The 22,609-nt window shown below is 36.3% G+C and carries 19 protein-coding genes; 12 read left to right on the top strand and 7 right to left on the bottom strand.

Going from position 1 to position 22,609, the window contains the following annotated elements:
- Positions 1-185, bottom strand: a 185-nt coding sequence (locus QC759_RS09090) for a hypothetical protein (protein ID WP_279845588.1), incomplete at its 3' end; no start/stop codon positions are given.
- Positions 186-263: 78 nt separating this feature from the next.
- Entirely contained in the window at positions 264-527 is a 264-nt protein-coding gene (locus QC759_RS09095; RefSeq protein WP_048073548.1) for a hypothetical protein, read from the bottom strand.
- Positions 528-613: 86 nt separating this feature from the next.
- Here QC759_RS09095 and nikR point away from each other — a divergent pair, with 86 nt between their 5' ends.
- Positions 614-1,021: a nickel-responsive transcriptional regulator NikR gene (gene nikR / locus QC759_RS09100; RefSeq protein ID WP_048073547.1), complete on the top strand. Its 408-nt coding sequence runs from the start codon at positions 614-616 to the stop codon at positions 1,019-1,021.
- Here nikR and QC759_RS09105 read toward each other — a convergent pair.
- A complete protein-coding gene (locus QC759_RS09105; protein WP_052660017.1) occupies positions 1,018-4,191 on the bottom strand; it encodes an Eco57I restriction-modification methylase domain-containing protein in 3,174 nt (1,057 codons plus the stop codon). The genes nikR and QC759_RS09105 overlap by 4 nt on opposite strands.
- Before the next feature lie 159 nt (positions 4,192-4,350).
- Between QC759_RS09105 and QC759_RS09110 the strand changes: the two genes are divergently transcribed.
- On the top strand, positions 4,351-5,253 hold the full coding sequence (locus QC759_RS09110; protein ID WP_048073546.1) for a hypothetical protein: 903 nt from the start codon (positions 4,351-4,353) through the stop codon (positions 5,251-5,253).
- A gap of 681 nt (positions 5,254-5,934) precedes the next feature.
- Here QC759_RS09110 and QC759_RS09115 read toward each other — a convergent pair.
- The 3 genes from QC759_RS09115 to QC759_RS09125 all read right to left on the bottom strand — a co-directional run bounded on the left by QC759_RS09115 (position 5,935) and on the right by QC759_RS09125 (position 9,565).
- Positions 5,935-7,077 carry a PDDEXK family nuclease gene (locus QC759_RS09115; protein WP_144405548.1) on the bottom strand — a complete coding sequence of 381 codons (1,143 nt, stop codon included), beginning with the start codon at positions 7,075-7,077 and terminating at the stop codon, positions 5,935-5,937.
- Positions 7,078-7,201: 124 nt separating this feature from the next.
- Positions 7,202-7,378 (bottom strand): ribbon-helix-helix domain-containing protein, encoded by a 177-nt coding sequence (locus tag QC759_RS09120; protein ID WP_082055732.1) that lies wholly within the window; start codon positions 7,376-7,378, stop codon positions 7,202-7,204.
- A 909-nt stretch (positions 7,379-8,287) separates the two neighbouring features.
- Entirely contained in the window at positions 8,288-9,565 is a 1,278-nt protein-coding gene (locus QC759_RS09125; protein ID WP_048073544.1) for a tyrosine-type recombinase/integrase, read from the bottom strand.
- A gap of 294 nt (positions 9,566-9,859) precedes the next feature.
- Here QC759_RS09125 and truA point away from each other — a divergent pair, with 294 nt between their 5' ends.
- From truA to QC759_RS09160, 7 genes are all read left to right on the top strand, one after another.
- Positions 9,860-10,672, top strand: a complete 813-nt coding sequence (gene truA, locus QC759_RS09130; RefSeq protein ID WP_048073543.1) for a tRNA pseudouridine(38-40) synthase TruA — start codon at positions 9,860-9,862, stop codon at positions 10,670-10,672.
- 231 nt (positions 10,673-10,903) lie between these two features.
- Complete coding sequence (locus QC759_RS09135; protein WP_082055731.1) at positions 10,904-12,277, top strand: DUF460 domain-containing protein; 1,374 nt, start codon at positions 10,904-10,906, stop codon at positions 12,275-12,277.
- A 329-nt stretch (positions 12,278-12,606) separates the two neighbouring features.
- On the top strand, positions 12,607-13,929 hold the full coding sequence (wecB, locus tag QC759_RS09140) for a non-hydrolyzing UDP-N-acetylglucosamine 2-epimerase (RefSeq protein ID WP_048073541.1): 1,323 nt from the start codon (positions 12,607-12,609) through the stop codon (positions 13,927-13,929).
- 429 nt (positions 13,930-14,358) lie between these two features.
- Positions 14,359-15,660, top strand: coding sequence for a nucleotide sugar dehydrogenase (locus tag QC759_RS09145; RefSeq protein ID WP_048073540.1), 1,302 nt, complete (start codon positions 14,359-14,361; stop codon positions 15,658-15,660).
- A complete protein-coding gene (locus QC759_RS09150) occupies positions 15,657-16,670 on the top strand; it encodes an ATP-grasp domain-containing protein (RefSeq protein WP_048073539.1) in 1,014 nt (337 codons plus the stop codon). Before QC759_RS09145 ends, QC759_RS09150 begins: the two co-directional genes overlap by 4 nt.
- Positions 16,667-17,695: a hydantoinase/oxoprolinase family protein gene (locus tag QC759_RS09155; RefSeq protein ID WP_048073538.1), complete on the top strand. Its 1,029-nt coding sequence runs from the start codon at positions 16,667-16,669 to the stop codon at positions 17,693-17,695. Before QC759_RS09150 ends, QC759_RS09155 begins: the two co-directional genes overlap by 4 nt.
- A gap of 103 nt (positions 17,696-17,798) precedes the next feature.
- Positions 17,799-18,482 (top strand): hypothetical protein, encoded by a 684-nt coding sequence (locus QC759_RS09160; RefSeq protein WP_048073537.1) that lies wholly within the window; start codon positions 17,799-17,801, stop codon positions 18,480-18,482.
- 213 nt (positions 18,483-18,695) lie between these two features.
- Here QC759_RS09160 and QC759_RS09165 read toward each other — a convergent pair whose 3' ends face one another.
- The gene (locus QC759_RS09165) at positions 18,696-19,286 is read right to left on the bottom strand and encodes a CDP-2,3-bis-(O-geranylgeranyl)-sn-glycerol synthase (protein WP_048073536.1); all 591 of its coding nucleotides are present in this window, start codon (positions 19,284-19,286) and stop codon (positions 18,696-18,698) included.
- 135 nt (positions 19,287-19,421) lie between these two features.
- Here QC759_RS09165 and tes point away from each other — a divergent pair, with 135 nt between their 5' ends.
- From tes to hacB, 3 genes are all read left to right on the top strand, one after another.
- Positions 19,422-20,897 (top strand): tetraether lipid synthase Tes, encoded by a 1,476-nt coding sequence (gene tes, locus QC759_RS09170; RefSeq protein ID WP_048073535.1) that lies wholly within the window; start codon positions 19,422-19,424, stop codon positions 20,895-20,897.
- An 89-nt stretch (positions 20,898-20,986) separates the two neighbouring features.
- Positions 20,987-21,976, top strand: a complete 990-nt coding sequence (locus tag QC759_RS09175; RefSeq protein ID WP_048073534.1) for a beta-ribofuranosylaminobenzene 5'-phosphate synthase — start codon at positions 20,987-20,989, stop codon at positions 21,974-21,976.
- 76 nt (positions 21,977-22,052) lie between these two features.
- A complete protein-coding gene (gene hacB, locus QC759_RS09180) occupies positions 22,053-22,544 on the top strand; it encodes a homoaconitase small subunit (RefSeq protein WP_048073533.1) in 492 nt (163 codons plus the stop codon).
- The last annotated feature ends 65 nt before the right edge of the window (positions 22,545-22,609 follow it).

Below are 22,609 nucleotides of genomic sequence, written 5' to 3' on the forward strand. Positions count from 1 at the left end.
CTAAAAAAAAGGGTTTCTACAAAGCCATTTTTTAATAACTTTAATGAATATCCTTTATCATCAAAATCCTTATACTTATACAAAGAAGACGGAGTATTTTCATATTTCAAATTTATAGCTTTTTTAATGTTTAATTTAGAAGGATCACTAGAAAATAGGATTTCTGTTAATTCTTCTCTCCACAACTAATACACTTCCTATCTGTATATCTTATAATATTACATTTAAACAGTTTATGGACACTATAATAAAAGAAATATAATCTATTTAAATTCCTTTAAAGAATCCTTAATATCTCTGCTAAGAAACTCATACCCCTTTCTGTACTTTAAATATTCTTCAGCATTAAAAATTACTACAATATCTCCCTTCCTGAATTTTTTATAATTTAGATCATCTTCTAATGGTTTAACCATTTTACCTGTAAACTTACCAAAATAACGCTTAACATCTCTAAATCTCATTATTTCTCCAGTTTCTAGCATTCTATCAAATTTAGCAAGGAAGTCATCTTTTTTAGTTTCCATAATTTATCACCTATTCAACTTCATTAAATCCTAACATACAATATTATAATAAATATATTAATTAAATTATTATAATGGTGAAGAATATGATTAGGATTAGCATGTCATTAACTAAAAAACTCCTAGGAGAACTTGATGAAGTCCTAGAGGATAGGAAATATCCATCAAGATCTAAAGGAATAAGAGATGCCCTAAAAGATTACATCATCAGGTACAAATGGATGAAAGAAATGGAAGGGGAAAAAATAGGAGTTATATCAGTAATTTATAATCAAAATTCTCCAAATGCCCTGGAAAATTTAACAGACATCCAACATAACTTTAGGAAATACATTAATTCAGTTTTAAACATTTATTTAAATGTAAATCAGTGTTTAGAAGTAATAGTAGTTAAAGGAGATATTGAATACCTAAGGGATCTTACTGAGAAAATAATGAAACTGAAAGGTATAGAACATACCAAATTAATTAGCAGTACAATTGAAGCAGATTAATCCATTTTTTTCAAACTATCCTCTATTATCTGGATTTCATCTTTATTTAAACCATATAATTCATAAACCATTAGATCAATCTCATTATCAATTTTTTTAATCGTATCTAATAAAGGATTAATTATGTTTAAACTATCATCAAATTCACGTTCTAAATATTCTCTGTTCTTTCTCGATTTAGTATCAACCTTTTTTTTATGTAATTCATCAATAAATTCATCCTTAGATAATTCATAGTATTTGTTAAGTTTTTTAGATAATTTTTCGACATTGAACTCCTTTTGAATCCAATGTTTAAAACTATTAATCTCTTTTTGAAGTTCATTATTTTTATTTAATATTTTTTCAGTAGCATTAATTAGGGGCTGTTGTTTTTCAGGATTAGCAGGGTATATTGGGAGTTTTTTGACATATTGATGAATAAATCTTAACCTTTGCCCATATAACTTTGGGCTCATCTTTAAAAATATCCAAAAAAGCAAATTAGAATTTAATAAAGCAGTAACATAATTTAAATTAAAGTTTTCATTATCAATTATTAACATATAACTTGTATTTAACAAGAAATATTTTTCTTTATCTATTAAAAAGGATGGTTTCGGAGTCATTTCAGTCCAAATGATTTTTTCTTTCTCAAATTTATCATAATATGCACAATCTCTCAAATTATACCAAAATTCTCCTTGATCCGACCTATCTTTTAATTTAATTTCATTATTTTTCATGAAATCAAATAATGAAGGATATGAATTTTCTAATTCCATACCACTTTTTGATAAAATTATATACCTATCACTGTATTCCATCTTCCATCGTTGAATATCTATCCCACGGAGTAATGGTTTAATAATTTCGTTATTTTTAAAATCTTGTTGAATTAGTTTATTTCTCGTATTTAGATCAATCATAAATGCTTTATTCAAACCAGTTTTAATTCCTGAATAAATCTTTAAATTAGGGATATTTTGTAGTTCTATGCTCTGTTTTTCAATTTTTTCTCTTAATCTCATTATTTCAGGTTTTTCAAAACTCCAGAACCCATCATCTAACTTATTTTGTTGGATTTCAAATTCGTTGTTAATGCGGATTTTGTTATCGTTAGAAGGTTTACCTTTTTTTATGATCGTAGTGCATGAAAGAACAACAGCAGATTCAAATGTATTTTCAGAATGGTAGATATATTCTTTAAATTCATTGTCAAGAATTAATTTACGAGTTTTTTGGCCATAGTTGGTGTTAGTAAATCTATCAGAACAGATAAAAGCAAACATCCCACTATCTTTAAGTAGATTAAGACCTTTTTCAAAAAAATAAACAAAAAGATCTGCTACACCAGTATAAACTTTATAATTTTTTTTAAGATAGGGTTTTATCTCTTTAATTTTCTCCTGTCTAACATAAGGAGGGTTTCCTATTACTATATCAAACCCACCGGATGAACAGATTTCTGTGTATTCTTTTTCCCATCTAAATGGTTTATCAGTATATTTAGGGTCATCTATTAATGAATTTCCACATTTAATATTGTTATCTAGGTTAGGGAGCTTTAAACCCTTCCTACATACTTTTAAAAATAGTGATAGTTTTGTTATTTCTACAGATTCTTCGTTTAGGTCTACTCCGTAGATGTTGTTTAAAAGAATCTTTCTTCTTTCTTTGATGTTATCAAAATAGGGCATTAATGTTTTATCTTCTTTATACTGTTCTTTATGGATGGCTTGATGAATTTCTAGGAGTATATCACTTGCTTTGTTTAGGAATGCTCCACTTCCACAGGCAGGATCCACTATTTTAATATTTTTTACTTTCTCATATAGTTCTTCGATTTCTGATCCCCAGTATTCATCCATTAAGCTTTTTACTGTGTTAGATTTTCCCGACTTACTGAGATAAGGAATTATAGTGTTACGGCAGATATAATCAGTAATGTATTCGGGAGTATAGAAGATTCCATCTTTTTTCCTTCTGCCCTTTTCATCTGCTTTTAGTTCTTCTATATCTCCTATGGAGTTTTCAAATATGTGTCCTAGTATGTTTACATCTACTTCAGATGAAAAATTAAAGGTGGATATGGTCATTAAATTTTTGTAAATGGGATTTATTTTCCCACTATATCGACCTAGTTTCGCTTCTACGATTAAAGAGTATTCTTCAAATTTCCATTTTTGATAAGCATCTTGGAAAATACTATGATCGTCAATAACATCTCTTATATTTAAAAATTCCAGATCCTTTTTGAAAAGCCCACCGTTATATCCATAGATCTTTTCTTTTTTAAGATCACTACCTTCATTTACATCCAAAAAAAGACCGTTTAGCCTATGCCATATCTCTGAACGCCCTAAATTTTCATTTTTTATAGGTGTTTCTATTGTTCCAACTGATATTTCTTCAGGTAGTAACCCCAGGTCTTCAGCAAAACAAATGAAAATATATCGGTTAAGTATTAGTTGTGAATAATGAACAGATTGATCTCTTGTGAATTCTGGATGTATATGCTCTATTTCAGCTATTAACATTAATCTGGTTTCATTGAAGAGTTTGTAAAATTCAGCTTCCAAATCTCTTTCTACAAAAATAGTTTTAGATACCAATTTTTCTATTAAATTGTTCTCTATGGTGGAGAACTTAGATAGAACTAGCATGAATGATTTGAATGTTTCAGGGTCTTTTAGTTCTTCAGCTTTGAAAGATATATACTGATGTTGTTTTTTATGCCAATTGTATAGCCTAAATTCATCGTAGTTGGATACTAGTATCCAGTTTATATCTCCGGAACGTTTAGCATAATCAAAAGCTTGATCTACTGGTGTTCTCTTATCATTTTTACGTTGTTGTGGTTTGTCTAAATCAGTATCAGATCCTTTTAACTCTATGACCATGAATTTTTTACCATCTTTTTTCATGGCAAATTCACTAAATCCCCTTCCATAGTCTTCTTTTACATTTTCTTCAATGTTTTCTTCATAGTCATAACCTAATAATGATTCCAGGATCAAACGTGAAAAAAGACCATAATTAGATACTTCATCCTTTAATTCACCGTTTTCTAACTTTTTTATCCACTTTATAACATCGGTTTTCTTTGTATGAGTTAATTTAAGTTCTTTTTTGTATTTCTTAAGATAACGGTTCATTAAAGGCTGATTGAAAAGACTATTTTCCACCATAAGAATCAAACCACAAATTAAGTATGATATTTTGTTATTGATTCTATTATTTTAATCCTATGCATCATTAAAAATTGATTACTAATTCAGGTTCAATTTCTTTTAGACATTTACGAAACGTTTCATTTTTTTCATAAAACCTTATGTTGGAGGAAAAAAATGGCAATTTATAATATAGATCTTAACGAGCCTACCCAGGGAATACAAGATGATTTTGGTAACCAAGAAACTAAAGCTAATAGTTTAGGTAAACAAATATTTTGGAAATACGGTTATAATCCTATTAAAACCTTAAATAACAATGATGATTTGTTTTCAGGAGGATTAGAATACTTACTTGATGGAACAGATAATGGGGTAGATGATGTTATTTATCTAAGCAAAATACCCAAAGATGATCCATTTAAACTCAAACAACTAAAGAAAGGTAGATGGGATGATATATGTTATACTATTGATTATAAATCCAATAATTTTGATGGGGGGTCAGATTCAGTTTATGTCAAATTAATGCCATATCGAGGATATAAAGCTTATGAACATAAACACAGGGATACTGATCAAGATAAAATGGATTATTATTCGAGGCTTGACTTTAAAAAATATAATAAGGCACGTTTGAAGAATAAGAAAGTTCCTAAAAGTTACATGGAAAAATTTTATGGGAATAACCAATTATTGGGTGATAATAATAGAACAGATTATTTTCTCTACTTGCAATATGATGATGAATTAGAATCAAAGTATATACTGGATAAAGCTTATTTAGTTCCGGCAGAACAACTTAGACATCAAGTAATAGGTATATTAAACGAAATACTAAAAAAAGGGGGATATACTCATCAAATAAACTTGAGAAAAGATGGTACATTTTTAAATCACAAGATAACACGTGCATTAAAGATATGTCAAGAATCACCTGAATTAGTTAAACCTGAAATACTCAAACCACCTATGGACTTATTTAAACCCCGATATAAAAAGGACATAATACTTAGAATACCTGATAAATATCTTACAGATCATATTCAGTTTAATTATGATGGGGAGATGATCATCTGAATAACTTCAATTAAATTAAACAAAGGTGTCATTAAAATATAGGTATGATGGTATCATTCTATTTTTTTTAATGGTTATTGTAATTAAACAATAGGTATTTAAAAAAAAGTTAGAATTTGAACTACTTCATCCACATACTTAATGATTAATAGATAAAGGATGTTCAAAACTAATCTTAATAGATAAATTTGATTAAATCAGGAAATAACTAAAATAAAAGATAATTAAAAAATTTATGTAACTCTTGCAATGGAAAAAAATGATGTTAAATCATTCTAGAGAACTTAACATAATGAAAACAACATTAATAGTTCCATATCTATGATATTCTTAGTTTGAATGACGAATTAAATAGGTAAATTTTTTTCATTTCTTACCGACTTAATTAAATGTTACTGGATAATTTTTTTCCTATTCATCTTCTAATGAATCTTTTTTTCTAATAGATCATTAAATAATTCCGAATATCTCTATAACTCACTATCTGTTTTTTAATGTTCTGAAGTACAAAATTGTATTCCCTAATTGTTCAGTATTTCTAAATTGGAAATAAAAATTTAATTGTAAAAATAAAAATGGAAATCTAAATAACAAAAAATCCATAATTCTATTTACCACAATATCAAAGATGATGTATAAACAGCAACTTAAATTTGATAATTTAACCGACTTTATATTTTATTATGCATCGGGTTCTTGGATTTCTTTAAGGAGCGTATCTGTCTGTTTGTTTAACACATCTGTAATTATTTTTATGTTTCTTGATCTCGCAAGATTCTTTGTGTTAATATTTACCTTCTCCTCTTTTGCTGTTGTGAATATATAGCCTTTAGTACATCCAACATCAAGCATCTTACCACTAAAAATAAAAATGTCGTTTGGAGTTAATTTTGATTTATTTTTACATTCGCAAAAAAAGCGTGTTTTACTAGATTCTGCAATATTATCAATCTCATGTTCTACACCTGAATGACCTAACACATGGTATCCAACTAACGTTTGGTAATTTTTTCTTTTTAAGAGATGATCGACACCAAATTCTAGCCACTTATTTCCCTCAATAAAATTAACAAGATTTTCATTGAAATGATAAAAGATCATTCTCTTAGTTTTTGAAACATCATTTATTTCTTCACCGCAGTTACATGAAATTATATGGAATTTCCTGAAAGAAACGGGTCTATAACATTTAGAACAATAAAAAAGCGTAGTATTTGATAAAAGTTCGATGAAATCTTTGTTTTTGTCAAAATGAGTTATTTCATTTTGGATTTCATCAGAAATACTTTCCATATCCTTATAAATTCCTTTAAAAACGATTTGAACTATTCTTTTTAAGGAGTTATTTATTTCTTCTTGAGAATCAATCATTTCATTTATTTTTTCATTTTTATCTTTAATTTCATTTTTTAGAGTTTTGTAATTTTTTTTTATTGAATCTAAGTGTTCTGGGATGCGAACCGGAGGATTAGAAGTATTAATTAATTTTTCACATTCTTGAATTTCATTTTTAAGTCTTCGTTCTTTGGCATAACTTCTTTTAAGTTCTTTTTCCATTGAGTCGATTAGTTTTTCATTTGATATTTTATCAAGAGAAAGCTTCATAAATTTTTGAAATATTATATTTTCAGGAGAAAAAAAGGACATTAATTTTTTATCAGGAGCATCCTTAAGATCAGGTAGATGATCAAAACAGATTGATAATTCTTTAGATTTTTGACTTATTTTAGAATATAAATCATAAAATTCCCGATCTAGAAGTAATTTGGAGTCAATCAATTTTTTGACCTTAAAGTCCTCTTCTGAATTTTTGTGATATCTCATTTTTTTAATTCTAAGAGGAGGCAAAGATTCAATATTATCATGTATAATATTAAACACCCCATTTTAGCAGATAAAACTTTATATCACTATCTTTAGTATTCAAATATTATAAAAGCTGATCATTTTATCGACTTTTTTTTAAATATTCTGCTATGGCTTGGCGTATAAGGAAACTCATAGGATTATAACTTTCTCCGGATAGTTCCCTTAATTCTTCTAACATCTTAGGAGGTAATTTGATAGTTATCTGTTCCATTGGTTCTTTTACTTTAGGTCTTCCTCTTTTCTTAGGTTCTGCCATTGTTTCACCTGTACCATTAGATCTATTTTTGGTACTTTATAAAAGTTTTTTAAATATTTTATATAGATTTATTAAACTTCGTCATATCTATATATTACGAAGTCCATAATGGGAAAAATGGTTTATAATTTTTTTGACATTCTGGCTTTATCATAGGAAAAACCCCCACCACCACCGAAAAAATCCCAATTACCCCTACCTAAAATAGCTATAATCTAAGAGGTTATAGATTATTGTTTATATTTTGATTTCAATGTCGCCTCTGCTGTTATCAAATACACATTTTAGAATTAGTATAAAATTTAGTATATCTTTAATATTTGTAAACATTATTTAGATATTTGGCATATATTTAATATTTTGTTCAAGCAATTTTTTACAATTGAAATATAATACTTTTTTACCTTGTTGTTATTATTCTAGTGATTTCTAGGGTTAAAACGTAACAAAATCTTGATAAGAATATTGTTTTAATGGATTATTTTTTAAAAATAAGACTTCTACGTGCTTAGGACTTTACTTAAAAAAAATTCTGACCCCCAAGTTAGACCTTTTATCGCTTATAACTTCTTATTTATCCTTCTTTTCCCTATAACCATCTAACTTATCGCTCATTTACTCGATTAGTTTGATTAAAAAATTGACTTTTTAAAAAATAAGCTCTTGAACTCCTTTAAAATACTTTACTTAGTACTTTACTAAAAGGGGGTAAAAAAGTTTACTCGAAAACTTTTCCCACACAGGGGTAGAAACGTGAATTTTTACACTAAATTGTATGTTTGTTCATTTAGGTTTTGGTTTTTTTCTGACATCATTTTCTAAAATTTTTTAGATGAATCATAGAACTAAACATGATATACTAAAGAAGGGAAGAAGAATAAGATAACTAACAGTTACACTTAAGATTATTTATTGTATTTTATCTTTTATCTTGATATTATTCTCCATCTTATCCATTTTTTCCTTTAGTTTTTGTGTTTGTTTAATTAATTCTGCCCTTTCTTCATTGTACTTTATTTCTAATTCTTCTGGACTTAAATCAGGATATTCCTGCTTAAATACTTCAATATTAGTCATATTAAGTAATTTACTAACTAAATCTATACTGAATGCACTTTCATTCTTAATTTCAGCAACATCCTGTTTAAGATCTTCATATTGGTTTACTATTTTAATTTCCACTTTATTCGTCGTTATGTGATCTAAAATAGTTATATACTCCTGTTTAACAGCTTCAGGGTCTGCTTTGAAATAGGAAGCAGTTGTACCATCTACACTATGACCCATTAACCACCGGGTATACAAATGGGGAAATTTGTTTTTTTCAAGGATAGTTGCGAAAAGTTTCCTAAGTGCATGAGGTCTTACAGTTAGACCATGTTTACCTTTAATTAACCCTGCCCTTTTATTAATCCGTTTGAAATATTGTGAAACAGATTCTGGATTTATAGGAATATTAAATGGTCTAAAAAAGGTGTCCTCAGGTTGAGGATTATAATCAGGATATTCTCTATGAAGTTCTGTTAAGTAGTCTAAAATCCGATCTGAAGCTTCTGGACTACTAAATGTAAAATAACGTTTACCGGTTTTAACTCTATTTATTCTCCAGTAAACAATTAGATTTTCCTCATTTTCTAATTTATCAATCAGTTCTCCTAAATTTTTAGGTAATCTTTTCAATGGAATGCCATCATAAAAATGTTTAAATGTTAAGGAAGCTACTTCAGATCTTGACATACCAGAGGAGAGCATCAATAAAATAATAGCTTTGTATGCAGTGTTTGATTTATCAAGACATTTATTTATCTCTTCCATTGTTGGTAGATCTTCAATGGTTTCTTCTTTTCTATCGCTACGTGTTTTTCTCCTGCGGGTTTTAGGTAATTGGATATCAAATTCACCATAAAAAGATCTAACTAATGATAATTGATGATTAACGTAATTTTGTGATAATTTTCCATTATCTAAATGTTCTTTAAATTCGGATAAACGTTTAATTAATGTTCTCTTTCTCAAACGTGGGATATTATCTTCTTCATCTTCAGCTTCATTAACTAACTGTTCTAAAGACATCCCATGGAAATCTGTGTATTTATCTAATGCCAATCTGTATAATTTAACAGAACCAACTGCTAGACTTCTATCACGACAAAATTCCTTGAATATAGTTTCTTCTTCCACGTTCATGTAAAATTGTATAAAAATTAAATTATATAAATGGTACGTTTTGATATCATGAAAATCACCTTTTTAGTTAGTTATTAATTGTATTATCCATCGTCTTTACAGGGTATATACGTTAATGGGATGAATACCAATGTAAACAATATAGTGATGGAAGAATAATTAATTATCCTTAAAATTAATTATCCTTTATAATGAACTCTCTTAAAAATATTCAAAAGCTAGAAATATTCCAAATAAAATTTTTTTTATATTCACAGGGGATGATTTCCAACCAGTAATGGGGAGTAAGATGCTATGATTAGGGTGGCCTTAAAAATTGCTTATCTTGGAACGGATTTTTATGGATTCCAGAGACAACCAAACCTGCGTACAGTGGAAGGCGAACTTCTAAGTGCCCTGGAGGAATCGGGAGTCATAAAAAATTTCGGACAATCTAATTACTCCCTGGCCGGGCGCACAGACCGTGGGGTTCATGCCCTGGGGAATGTGGTGTCTTTTAACACGGAAAATGACCCTATAATAAATCAAATAAACGATCTCCTCCCTCAGGACATACGTATTTTAGGATCCAGCCGGGTTCCTCCTGGTTTCAAGGCGCGATACGCCTATAAACGCCACTACCGCTATGTCCTGTGCCGGGAAGTGAAGGATGCTTGGGCTGTGGGAAAAATGCAGGAAGCAGCCTATTTAATGGAAGGAACCCATAATTATGGTAATTTTTCAAGGAGAAGCGAACGAAACCCCTTGCGAACCGTGGACAGCGTTCAGATAACACCCCATGGCCAGGTTTACCTGGTGGATGTGGTGGGTGAGAGTTTCCTGTGGAACATGGTCCGCAAGATGGTGGCTGTCCTCCTGAGTGTGGGAAAAGGAGAACTGGAAGTGGAAGATGTTCAAAGGTTCCTTGATCCCAGTCAACCGGCAGCAATAACACCTCTGGCCCCGGAAAGCCTTATTTTAATGGATGTTTCCTACCAGGGTGTGGACTTTAAAGAGGATAACTATGCCAGGTTCCGCTTTATTCAGACCCTGAATAAGGAATGTTTTAACCATCAAAAGATGGTTGCTGCCACAAAAGAGATGATACTTACTTTAGATAGAAAATAAAAAGTTTTATGCATTGATTATATTTTTTTTTAAATCATAACTAAATTTAACACGCCCCTACCTAATCTGAGTGAAGGGCAAGGGAAACAATAAATAGTAACAAAAGATATAAACTATAGCAATTGGGAGTGAATTTTCCAGACTAATGAATGGAAAGGAGGAAATCTTCTGGTTCACCGATACCCTCATAATTTTAAACAAAAACTTATTTTAGACGCTAATGGTCACCCCATCAACCCGAAAAGTCAAAGGGGGATCATTGTAGGCCTTGATCCCGGAATGACCGTTGGTGTGGCTATTCTTGATCTGCAGGGACATATACTGGGTGTGGACAGTTTTAAGGAAGTTTCCCGTGCAGAAATAACCAAACACATCATTAGTTTTGGTAGAGCAGTTTTAATTGCCACTGATGTTCATCAACCACCTAAACTGGTTAAAAAGATGGCAACAGCTCTTAATTCGAGGATATACGCACCATACCGGGATCTGGCGGTTAATGCCAAAAACGAGATGTTGGATGACTATGTTTACGGGGATAGATCACGCCGATCCCGGGACACAGCACCGGTTCTGGCACCTCAAAATGCTCATGAAAGGGATGCACTGGCTGCGGCAATCCAGGGATACAAAAATTACCAGAAAAAACTGGAACAAATAGAAAAAAAAGCAATAGATCTAGGATTACCCTTAGAACTGGTTGATAATGTTAAAATCATGGTTATAAATGAAGTTCCCATTACCAAAGCCATCAATGCCACCCTGGAAAAATTGAAACCCGGTGACCTGGAGCCCGGAAAAGAATCGACAATATCAGGGATGGAAAATAAAGAGGAGGTTCCAGGAATTTCCTTAGATTCTGAAACTGCCCATATTCCTAACCTGGTTATGGAGTTACGAAACAAGATAAAATTTCAAAAAAAACAGATAATGAATTTAAAAAAGAAAAATAACCGGTTAAGTCAGGATATCCACAAGTACCAGCAAGAACTGTCCCAGCTGGAAAATAAAATTGAAAGATTACAGTACCAGTACTCCCAGAACATAATGCAACAGAGGGAAATTACCACTAAAAACTCCATTATCAAGGGTATCCAGGAGAAATACAACAGGGAAAAAGGGTTGAGGGAAGAATTAGAGAATCAACTGGGATCCATAAAGCGTATAAGGGCCATGGAACTTTCCCAGGAAGCAACACCGGTTAAAATCATAAAATCATTCTCCAAAGATTCCATAAGAGAAGCCACCACTTCTTGGAACATTAAAAAGGACGATGTGGTGTTCTTAAAAAGTTCAGAAGGGGGAGGTTCTCAAACTGCATCATTACTGGTTGATATAGGGGTAAAGGCAGTTTTAACCACAGATAAAATGTCACATCAGGCCCGGGAAGAATTCGAAAGGAACATGGTTCCCCTGATAGAACGTGATGCAGTGCACCTGGAAATGGCTGATGATTTTGCGGTGATTCGTTCGCGGGATCTGGAAAGGCAAATTTCCAAGTGGAAAAAGAACCAGGAAGAAGAAAAGAAAAGAGAAGACCGGAATAAACTTTTAAAGATAATGGATGACTACCGTGCCCAGAGAAAACGATCAACCAACAATTTTTAGGTAATTTGGAAGGATATAAACTTTTTTTTAGAGGAAAGTCAAGAATTAATTCAAGAATCCTTATTTTATCCTTATAATTTTTTTTATCTCATTTATCCCTATTTTCCGACATTTTTTTAAGAATGTAACCATGTAAAACCACAGGATACGCAATTGGCTATGTCAGGGATTCGTTGATTTTTTTGGTTAATCACTGATATTTTTCATGAAATTCGGTGGAATCTTTATTAATGAATTAAATCTCATCTATATTCATTAAACTGATAAAACTGAATAAACTTAATAGAACTGGATAAATATGTTAATTGCCTGATGATTGGTGGATTTAGATGAAGATAGCATTTATAATAGGCACCCGGCCTGAAATTATTAAAATGTCCCCGCTAATTGACGAAGTGGATAAAAGGGGCATAGATTATATTCTCATACACACTGGTCAACACTACGACTATGAGATGTCCCAGCAGTTTTTCCTGGACCTGGAACTCCGGGAACCAGATTACAACATTGGAGTTGGTTCAGATTCCCATGGAAAACAGACTGCAGTCATGATGGAGGGCATTGAAGAAGTTCTGGTTAATGAAAAACCAGATATAGTCCTGGTTCAGGGTGATACCAATGCAGTTTTAGCCGGAGCCCTGGTAGCAGCTAAATTACACATACCAGTGGGGCATGTGGAAGCAGGCTTACGTTCCTATGATAAAACCATGCCCGAAGAGATAAATCGTATGGTGGCCGATGTCTGCACCAGCCTTTTCTTTGTACCCACCGAAGAAACTGCCCTGAATCTCTTATTCGAGGGAATAAACCGGGAAGACATATTCATCACCGGCAACACTGTGGTGGATGCCTGTTACCGAAACCTCAAAATCGCGGCAAAGAACTCCCGGATCATGTCCCAACTGGAACTGGAAGGAGACCTCCTTTCCTTAACCTTACACCGTGCGGAGAACGTTGATGACCGGCAAAGGTTGGAGAACATAGTGGAAGCTCTACTCAAAATTAAAGGTCTTACCATTGTTTTCCCCGTACACCCCCGTACAGTGAAAACCTTAAAAAACTTTGGAATGTACTCCCTACTGGAAGAGGCCCCCCACATTAAGATGATCAAGCCTATTGGTTATCTGGACTTCCTGATCCTGGAATCCAATTCTAAATTACTGATGACTGATTCCGGTGGAATTCAAGAGGAAGCCATCACCCTGGATGTGCCCTGCCTCACCCTCCGGTACAACACCGAACGTCCCGAAACTGTGGAAGCAGGAGGTAACATCCTGGTGGGTTCCCGTACAGAAAAGATACTGGAAAGTGTGTCTAAAATATTGGAAGATGAAGATCTGTACCGGGGCATGAAAGAAGCACCCAACCCCTATGGAGATGGTACAGCCTCAAAACAGATCGTTGATGCTATTCTGAACGCCTATACTCAGGGTAAACTGGAAATTAAACCCCCGGAACAAGTTGCCAGCACTCGAGTTAAGGAGTTACTCCTGGTAACGGAAGAGATAACTGTGGCTGAGTTTGAAGAAAAAAACTCCAATTATGTAATAAACATGGTGTTTGATAAAGATAAACCAGTGTTCCCTTCTTCAAACCTCCAGTTAAATGGTAAAACATTGGTGGTCACCCGTTTTTCGTCGGATGAGTTTTAATTATCTTTTCCACTTTTTTTAACTATTTCAGGGAAAACAATACATATAATTACCCCGAATATATAAGAAGATCACCATTACCCTAATATAAGAAGATCATCAATGATCTGTAAGGATATTAGAATTTGCATGAATTTTTCATGGCAAAGTAGTTTTCCATTAATTAAATAAATTTAATTGATTTATTGGGACTTCTAAGCGAGTCATGAAGGCTCGAAGAATTATACAACCAGTATATCCTTATTAAAAGTTTAAACTCTGGTCGTGCTTCATTAATTAGTTAATACCTGTGGAAACTATAACGATGGAAGTGAAATACCTAAAATTCCATTTAAAAAAGTAGAGACTGGTAGTAACTGGCCAGTTAAAATATAACTTATCACCTTAATCTAACAGATAAAAAAAACCATTTACAGGGGATTAGAATCAATGATTGAAGAAAATTCACCCATAGCAATATTCGGTTTAGGTCACATGGGACTTCCCACCGCTGCATTACTGGCGAAAAGTGGCCTTAAAGTGGTGGGAATCGATATTAACAACAAAACCGTCGAAATGGTTAATTCCGGCCAATCTCCAATTATGGAACCTGGTCTGGAGGAAATGGTAAAGGAAACAGTGGAAAATAACTGTTTGTCTGCCACCACGGACTCTCTGAGCGCAGTGCAAGAGGTTCGCACCATAATGATCATCGTTCCCACCCCCGTGGATGAACATAAAGAATCTGATCTCTCGGCAGTCATATCTGCATCCCAATCAATTATGGAAGGTTTAAAGGAAGGAGATCTGGTCATAATTGAAAGCACAGTACCTCCTGGTACCTGTGAGAATATGGTTATTCCTATACTGGAAAAAAGTGGCCTTAAAGCCGGGAAAGATTTTAAAGTAGCTTACACTCCAGAAAGGGCCCTCCCCAACAATACAATATTTGAAATGACCCATAATGCCAGGGTAATAGGGGGAATAGACTCTGAGAGTACCCGAAGGGCAGCTTCACTCTACCAAAGAATCACTGAGGGAGAGATCATAATGGTACAGGACCTGGTGACGGCTGAAATGGTTAAACTTATGGAAAATACCTACCGGGATACCAATATAGCCCTGGCTAATGAATTGGCCTTAATTTGTGATACTTTAGGGGTGGATGTTATTGAAGCTATCCGGGCCGCCAACCACCACCCCCGGGTGAACATACACACCCCGGGACCAGGTGTGGGAGGGCACTGCCTATCCATAGACCCCTACTTCCTGGTGGAAATTGCCCGGCAAAGAGGGAGGGAAACACCTCTCATAAAGACGTCCCGACAGGTTAATGAGGAAATGCCCCGTGAAGTCGTTAGAATCGCCCAGCAAGCCCTGGAAGATATGGGTAAAACTATTCAGGGATCTAAAATCGGAGTTTTGGGTGTTGCTTACAAGGGGAATGTTGCCGATGCCCGAGAAACACCGGCCAAACCTTTAATTGAGCAATTGTTGAACCAGGGCGCAGAAGTGGTTGTTAACGACCCTTATGTATCTCCTGAAATAATCAAACCATGGGGGGTGCAACCGGTGGATATGGACACTGCCCTGGATACTGATTGTGTGATCCTGGTAACTGACCATGACCTTTACCGGGATATTAAACCCGAAATGATTAAAAACGGTTTAATAATATGCACACGACCTATTCTAGATAAAGATACCTTCCAGGAGAACGGTGTGATATTTAAAGGAGTGGGAAGATCTTGAACCTCCTAGTATTCGAGTATGCCAGTGCAATGGGTATTAAGGACCCGGCTTTAACTGCAGAAGGCAAGGCAATGCTTCGCGGTCTTACCTGTGACCTGGAATGTATTCCGGCCAGTTATCTGATCTCTAAACACATTGATGCCATTGAAGGCAGCGAATGCCAACCAATAATAATCGGAGAAACTGTTGAGGATTGGATATCGTCTAATATCTCAAATTTTGATTACTGCCTACCGGTAGCACCTGAAGAAGATTTCATCCTGTGCGGATTAACACGGCTAATTGAAAAAAACGGTGTTCGAGTTATAGGCTCCGATTCTGATGCAGTCCGTATCTGTTCAGATAAATATCTTACCTATAACCTCCTTAAAGACAAGGTTCCCACCATACCCACCTATAGAATCCCCTGGGATGAGGTTGAACTTCATGCCCGAAATATTTCCCACAACAAAGTGGTTAAACCCGCCGACGGAGTTTCCTGTTCAGCAGTGCAGGTAGTGGATTCAGAAACATCATTTAAGGATGCTGCAACCAGGGTAAGGGCAGTAAGCAGTCTCCCTTACTTCCTGATGCAGGATTATGTGGAAGGAACCAGTGCCAGTGTGAGCCTTATCAGCAATGGCAAAGAAGCCCTACCACTCAGCTTGAACCAGCAGAACATAAGTCACCAGGATGGTATAATGGATTATAATGGGGGAAAAGTTCCCCTATCTCACCCAATGGAGAATGAAGCTATATCTGTTGCTAAAACTGCAGTGGAATCGATAAATGGTTTGAAGGGCTACATAGGTGTGGACCTGATCCTGGGTGAAGAGGAAGTGCATCTGGTGGAAATTAACTCCAGAATAACCACCCCCTACGTTGCCCTGCGCAACATGCTGAACTTCAATCTGGGAGAAGCCGTAGTAAATGCCGTAGTCCACGGGGAACTACCCGGCAAATTCGTACTGGAAAGAGAGATAGAAATTCAGAAAAAAGATAACCGTCTCCATTTAAAGGTGATTAATTGAAGATTGCGGGATTTGATATTGGAGGCGCCAATACTGATTTGGCCGTGGTTGACTTTGATGAAAAAGGCAATATTACCGGTATTAAAACGGATTTTCGCTATCTGCCCATGTGGTCCCGGAAGGATGAACTTTCTCTAACCCTCCTGGAGCTTTTAGGCGATGATATTGATGATATTGATGCAGTTGGTGTTTCCATGACGGCTGAACTTGCGGATAGCTATCAGAACAAGAGTGAAGGAGTCCGGGACATCAGCAGGATGGTAATGGACACATTTAACCTTCCAGTTGCTTTTGTGAGTTTGCAGGGTATGGTGAATTATGAAACAGTTTTAAAGGAACCTTTAGAACTGGCCGCAGCTAACTGGATTGCCACCGCCCCACTGGCCGCTTACATGGCACCAGATTGCATTTTTATCGACACCGGGAGTACAACTACGGACATAATTCCCATTAAAAATGGAACTGAATGTGCTAAGGGAAGAACCGACCTCCAGAGGCTGGCCACCGGGGAATTGGTATACACCGGAACCCTCCGTACCAACGTGGCCACCATTGTGGATAAAGTTCCATTAAAGGATGAATGGGTACGCACCGCCTCAGAACTCTTCGCCGTGACCGCTGATGTGCATCTGGTCCTGGGAAATATCACCAGAGAGGATTACACTTCCGAAACACCCGATGGGAGTGGTAACTCCCGGGAAGATTCACTGTTAAGGTTATCCCGGGTGGTTTGTGGAGATCTGGATCTTTTGAGTGAGGATGATGTGATCCAGATGGCCCGGTACATCCACCAGAAACAGGTGGAACAAGTGGCGGAAGCACTGGAACAGGTCCACCAAAGAGAAAACCTGGAAATGGTAATTACCACTGGTCTGGGAATGAATGTTATTGGACGCAAAGCTGCGGAACTACTGGGATTACCCGTCCGTACCATGGAGGATATACTCACCACAGAAGATTGTGTGGTTGCCCCCGCAGTGGGAACTGCCTTGCTCATGCACCAATTTACCGAATCTGGTAAATAATGTCACTGTAGAAGTAAATAGTGTCATTAAAGATAATTATTATCAGTACTGTGTTCCATCGGTACTGGATTTGAAATTGTAAATTTATGGGGATTATGATTCTATGAAGAAGAGTTCACTACTTGTGGTTGTAATATTGGTATTAGCCGCCGGTTATTTCTTCCTTAATTCTGGCCAACACTCTATCCTGGGGACTGATGAACAGGGATATGTTACCAAAGATGTTTATTCCCATTATGGTAACTCTACGGTGAAAATTGCGGTGATCACTGGTATGCACCCCCGGGAAAACCTTTCCACTAATCTGGTGCCCCAGGTGATTAAGGTCTTCGCCCTGCTAAACAATGTGGAAATAGTAGATTATCACGTGACCGTAACTGACCAACCACAGGATTTCTATGAGGGCCGAAGTAATGGGCAGGACCTGGTTGAGAGTTATGCCCTCCCTGATATCAAAAAATCAGATTACCAGCTGGTGATCATTGGTCATGATCATGAACAGGGTTATGGTGAAGGATATTACCTAGCCACCCCCACCCATGATGATAAATCCGTGTCCCTGGCCGAAGCAGTACACCAGCTACTCCCGGAATTCAACTATTACCCGGGATCAACCAATACTCGGGAGAAAAGCACTTCCATATCCCAGATTGATCGGCCGTTAACCAATGCCGGATATCCGGTGTTTGTCTTAGAAATTCCAGAATGGAACACCCAACTGGAAGCAGGCATAATGACCTATAAACTGTTCAGTACAAGTTCCAAAGTTCTCCAGGCCACAAATTAATATTTATCCCAGATTCCAATAATTATAATCTCCAAGAGAAAGATTTATATTTCAGAATTATCCATATTCTAGAAAATCTTTTAAAAAAAAGAAGGGGGGGATTTATGGTGGAGTTAGAATTATTTGCCGGTATATTATTATATTAAACTAATATATCCTCATAAAAATGGATTTAATCAATACTAGAATCTCTATCAAACAGTGTGACAGTAATCAATACCAAACATTCTTTAAACCCAGCAAATAAGCAATTATATTAGTTCCTAAATGTAAAAAGACGCTTATCACAACTATTATGATGATTAAACTTAAGGGAATCATTACTACTAAAGATGCGAATACCAGGGCACCTACCACAAAATCTAACTGATCCATCAGTGGTACTGGCCTGCCCCGTTCCACTTTAAATCTTCTCTTAATAAAACTACCACAAGCGTCCCCTATAACGGCACCACTGCCCAATACAAGGCCTAATAATATGCCCTGTACTGCGTTGCTGGTTATGGTTCCTTGAACAAGATTAGCTATACCTGGATCTCCTATTATCAGCAGATCATGCACTATATTACCGGAAATAGCACCCTGAACAAGACCCACTGCCATCCCAATTAAGATACCAATAATAGTCCCCTTCCAGGTGACACCATCTCCCAGTATCCTGCGGCCGTCATTCATGGATCGGCCCAGATCCAGAGGTGTTCCTCCCCCAAAGGTAAGGGCGCTGGCGTTGGCTAGATAAGCCGGCAACATAAAATATATAGCATAAGCCGATAAAATCAAAACACTGAAAATACTCGGGTCCATAGTTTACCTCCGATTTAAAACAGGATAATAGTTATGTGCTCAACCATAAATACTATGCTGGTTGGCAAAACCCGATGTTTGTTAAGGATAATAGTTAACTTATAACCTGAAAATTAATACTAAATAGGTGAGATAATGGTCATAAAGAAAACGAAAAGCCTGTGTCCTGAATGTCTTCGAGTGGTGGATGCAGAAGTCTTTGAAGACCAGGAAAAAATAATGATAAAGAAAACGTGCCCGGAGCACGGTGAATTTGAGAATACTTACTGGCAAGGTTCAGAAGCGTACAGTTTTGCCGCTAACTATGATCACCCCGGGGAAGGAATTTCAAACCCCCGAACCACCATAGATGATGAATGCCCTCAGAACTGCGGTCTCTGCGCTGAACATGAAAGTCAAACCATACTAGGCCTTATTGATGTTACTAATCGTTGTAATCTTCGTTGTCCAATTTGTTTTGCTAATGCAGCTGTTTCTAAATCTTTATATGAACCTAGTTATGAAGAAATCAGGCAGATGTTGCGGAATCTCCGTGCCAACCAACCAGTCTCCACTCCCGCCATACAGTATGCGGGTGGAGAACCTACGGTACGAAAGGATTTAGTGGAACTGGTCAAACTGGCCAAGGAAGAAGGATTCAGCCATACTCAAATAGCCACTAATGGAATTAAACTGGCTAAAGATCCGGAACTGGCTCAAAAACTTAAGGATGCCTCCCTAAACACAGTTTATCTCCAGTTTGATGGAGTAACTGAAGAACCATACATTGCTGCCCGCGGTCGTAACCTGTTACCCACTAAACTGGAAGCCATTGAAAACTGCCGTAAAGCAGATCTGGGAATTGTCCTGGTGCCCACCCTGGTTAAGGGAATCAACGATGACCAGGTAGGGGATATAATACAATTCGCCATTGACAACCTGGATATCATTCGTGGAGTCAATTTCCAGCCAGTATCATTTGCCGGCCGTACACCTGCCGATGAAGTGGAAAAACAGAGGATAACCATACCAAAATTCCAGAAACTGGTGGAAGAACAGACTGAGGGTAAGATAGGCTGTAATGATTTCTACCCGGCATCTTCGGTCATACCAGTCACCGACTTTGTGGAAGCCATTGAAGGTGAAGAACAGATAGCCATTACCTGTCACCCTCACTGTGGTGCGGCCACCTATGTTTTCATTGATGGGGATGAAGTCATACCCATAACCAGATTTGTGGATGTGGATCGCTTTTTCGATCTTCTCTCCCGCAGCAGTGATGATATAAAAGACGGAGGCATTATTGGCAAAGCCAAGGTTTTGAGCCGAGCAACCATGGAACTTCCCAAAACCATTGACCGGGATAAAAAGCCAGAATCACTGGATTTAACAGGAATATTAACCAAAGTTTTCAAAGAAAGATCATACAGTGCTCTGGGAGATTTCCACCACAAAACCTTACTCATATCATGCATGCACTTCATGGATCCATGGAACTTTGACCAGGACAGGGTTAAAAGGTGTGTCATCCATTATGCAGTTCCTGATGGACGTATAATCCCATTCTGTTCCATGAACGCAATTTATCGCTCAGAGATTGAGAAGAAATTTGCCAAACCACTGAAACAATAACTAATTAAAACAACCCAAAACCAAATTCGACAAACAACGGTTAATCTATAGATTACCCAAAAAACGCATAAAATAAAGTGGTAGCAGAATTGATAATCGAAACTCCCTCCCGGCTGCACTTAACCCTTATTGATCTAAACGGCTCACTGGGCCGGATCGATGGTGGTGTAGGCCTTACACTGGAAAAACCAGGACTAGTTCTGGAAATGAAGGAGAATAGTGGTGAAATTTCCGTAGAATTTAAAAACCCTGAAAACTTATCAGCTAAAGTTAGGGCTGATGATGAGGATAAAATAAAAACTTCAGCACGTCGGATGATGGATCATCTCCATCTGGAGGGAGGATATGATTTCACGGTACATGAAACCTATCTATCTCATTCGGGATTGGGTTCTGGCACCCAAATATCCTTGGCTGTAGGTAAACTCATCTCTGATTCAGCGGGACAGCAACTGGATGCACCCCAGATTGCCCGTATTGTGGGTAGAGGAGGTACCTCCGGTATAGGTGTGGCATCATTTGCTAAAGGTGGATTCATAGTTGATGCTGGCCACAACCAACGGGAAAAACCAGGCTTTTTACCTTCATCGGCCTCCACTGCATCACCCCCACCTATTGTGGCTAGGTATGATTTTCCACAGGACTGGAAAGTAGTGCTGGTCATCCCCCATGTGGAAAAAAATGTTTCCGGGCCAACCGAAGTTAACATATTCCAGGAGTATTGCCCGGTACCCTTAGAAGAGGTGCAGCAACTTTCACATATTCTTTTGATGAAGATGATGCCGGCAGTGTTAGAAAAAGATCTGGATAGATTTGGGGAGTCCATTAACAGCATACAGAGTATTGGGTTTAAGAAGGTGGAGAATCAACTGCAAAACCCGGTAATTGGGGAAATAATGCAGCTACTCCGGGATGCCGGTGCACCGGGAGTGGGTATGAGCTCCTTTGGACCCACTATTTATGCCATTACTGACAGTCCCCGAGATATAGTGGCTGTTGCTCGGGAGGCCCTGGCGGAGGTGGGTGGTAATATAATTGAAACTAGGGCTCAGAATAATGGTGCGGTTAAAAGGTATTAGTAATTTAATGATATGAATTTCCATGTTTAATCGAAGGTTCAACTTTGTGTAAAACAACAAAATTTATTTTGGTACCATGAAAACAGAGATAAAGGGTAAAGTTTGGAAGTTCCGGGACAGTATAGACACTGATGTTATAATACCTGGAAGATATTTGAGAACCTTCAGTCTAGATGAGCTAGCCAGCCATGTAATGGAAGGTGAAAACCCTGAATTTGCCAAAAATGTGCAAAAGGGAGATGTAATTGTGGCCGGCTGGAACTTCGGTTGCGGTTCATCACGGGAACAGGCTCCGGTGGCCTTAAAACACGCCGGTGTTGATGCCATTGTCGCCAAATCCTTTGCACGCATATTCTACCGTAATGCTATAAATGTAGGTCTACCGGTAATAGTGGCAGATATAGAAGCCGAAGAAGGGGAAGAACTTAATATAAACCTGGCAGAAGGAACAATCCAGAATATAAGCACGGGAAAAAGTTATACTATACAGCCCTTCCATGATTTCATGCTGGGAATACTCAAAAATGGGGGGCTGGTGAAACACCACCTGAAGAAGAAAAATATTTAAATATTTCTTTTTTCTAAATTTCACTTCCGGATCAAATTCCACTTTTCCTGATTATTAAAATTAAT

It is taken from the genome of Methanobacterium formicicum, assembly GCF_029848115.1.
Taxonomy (GTDB): domain Archaea; phylum Methanobacteriota; class Methanobacteria; order Methanobacteriales; family Methanobacteriaceae; genus Methanobacterium; species Methanobacterium formicicum.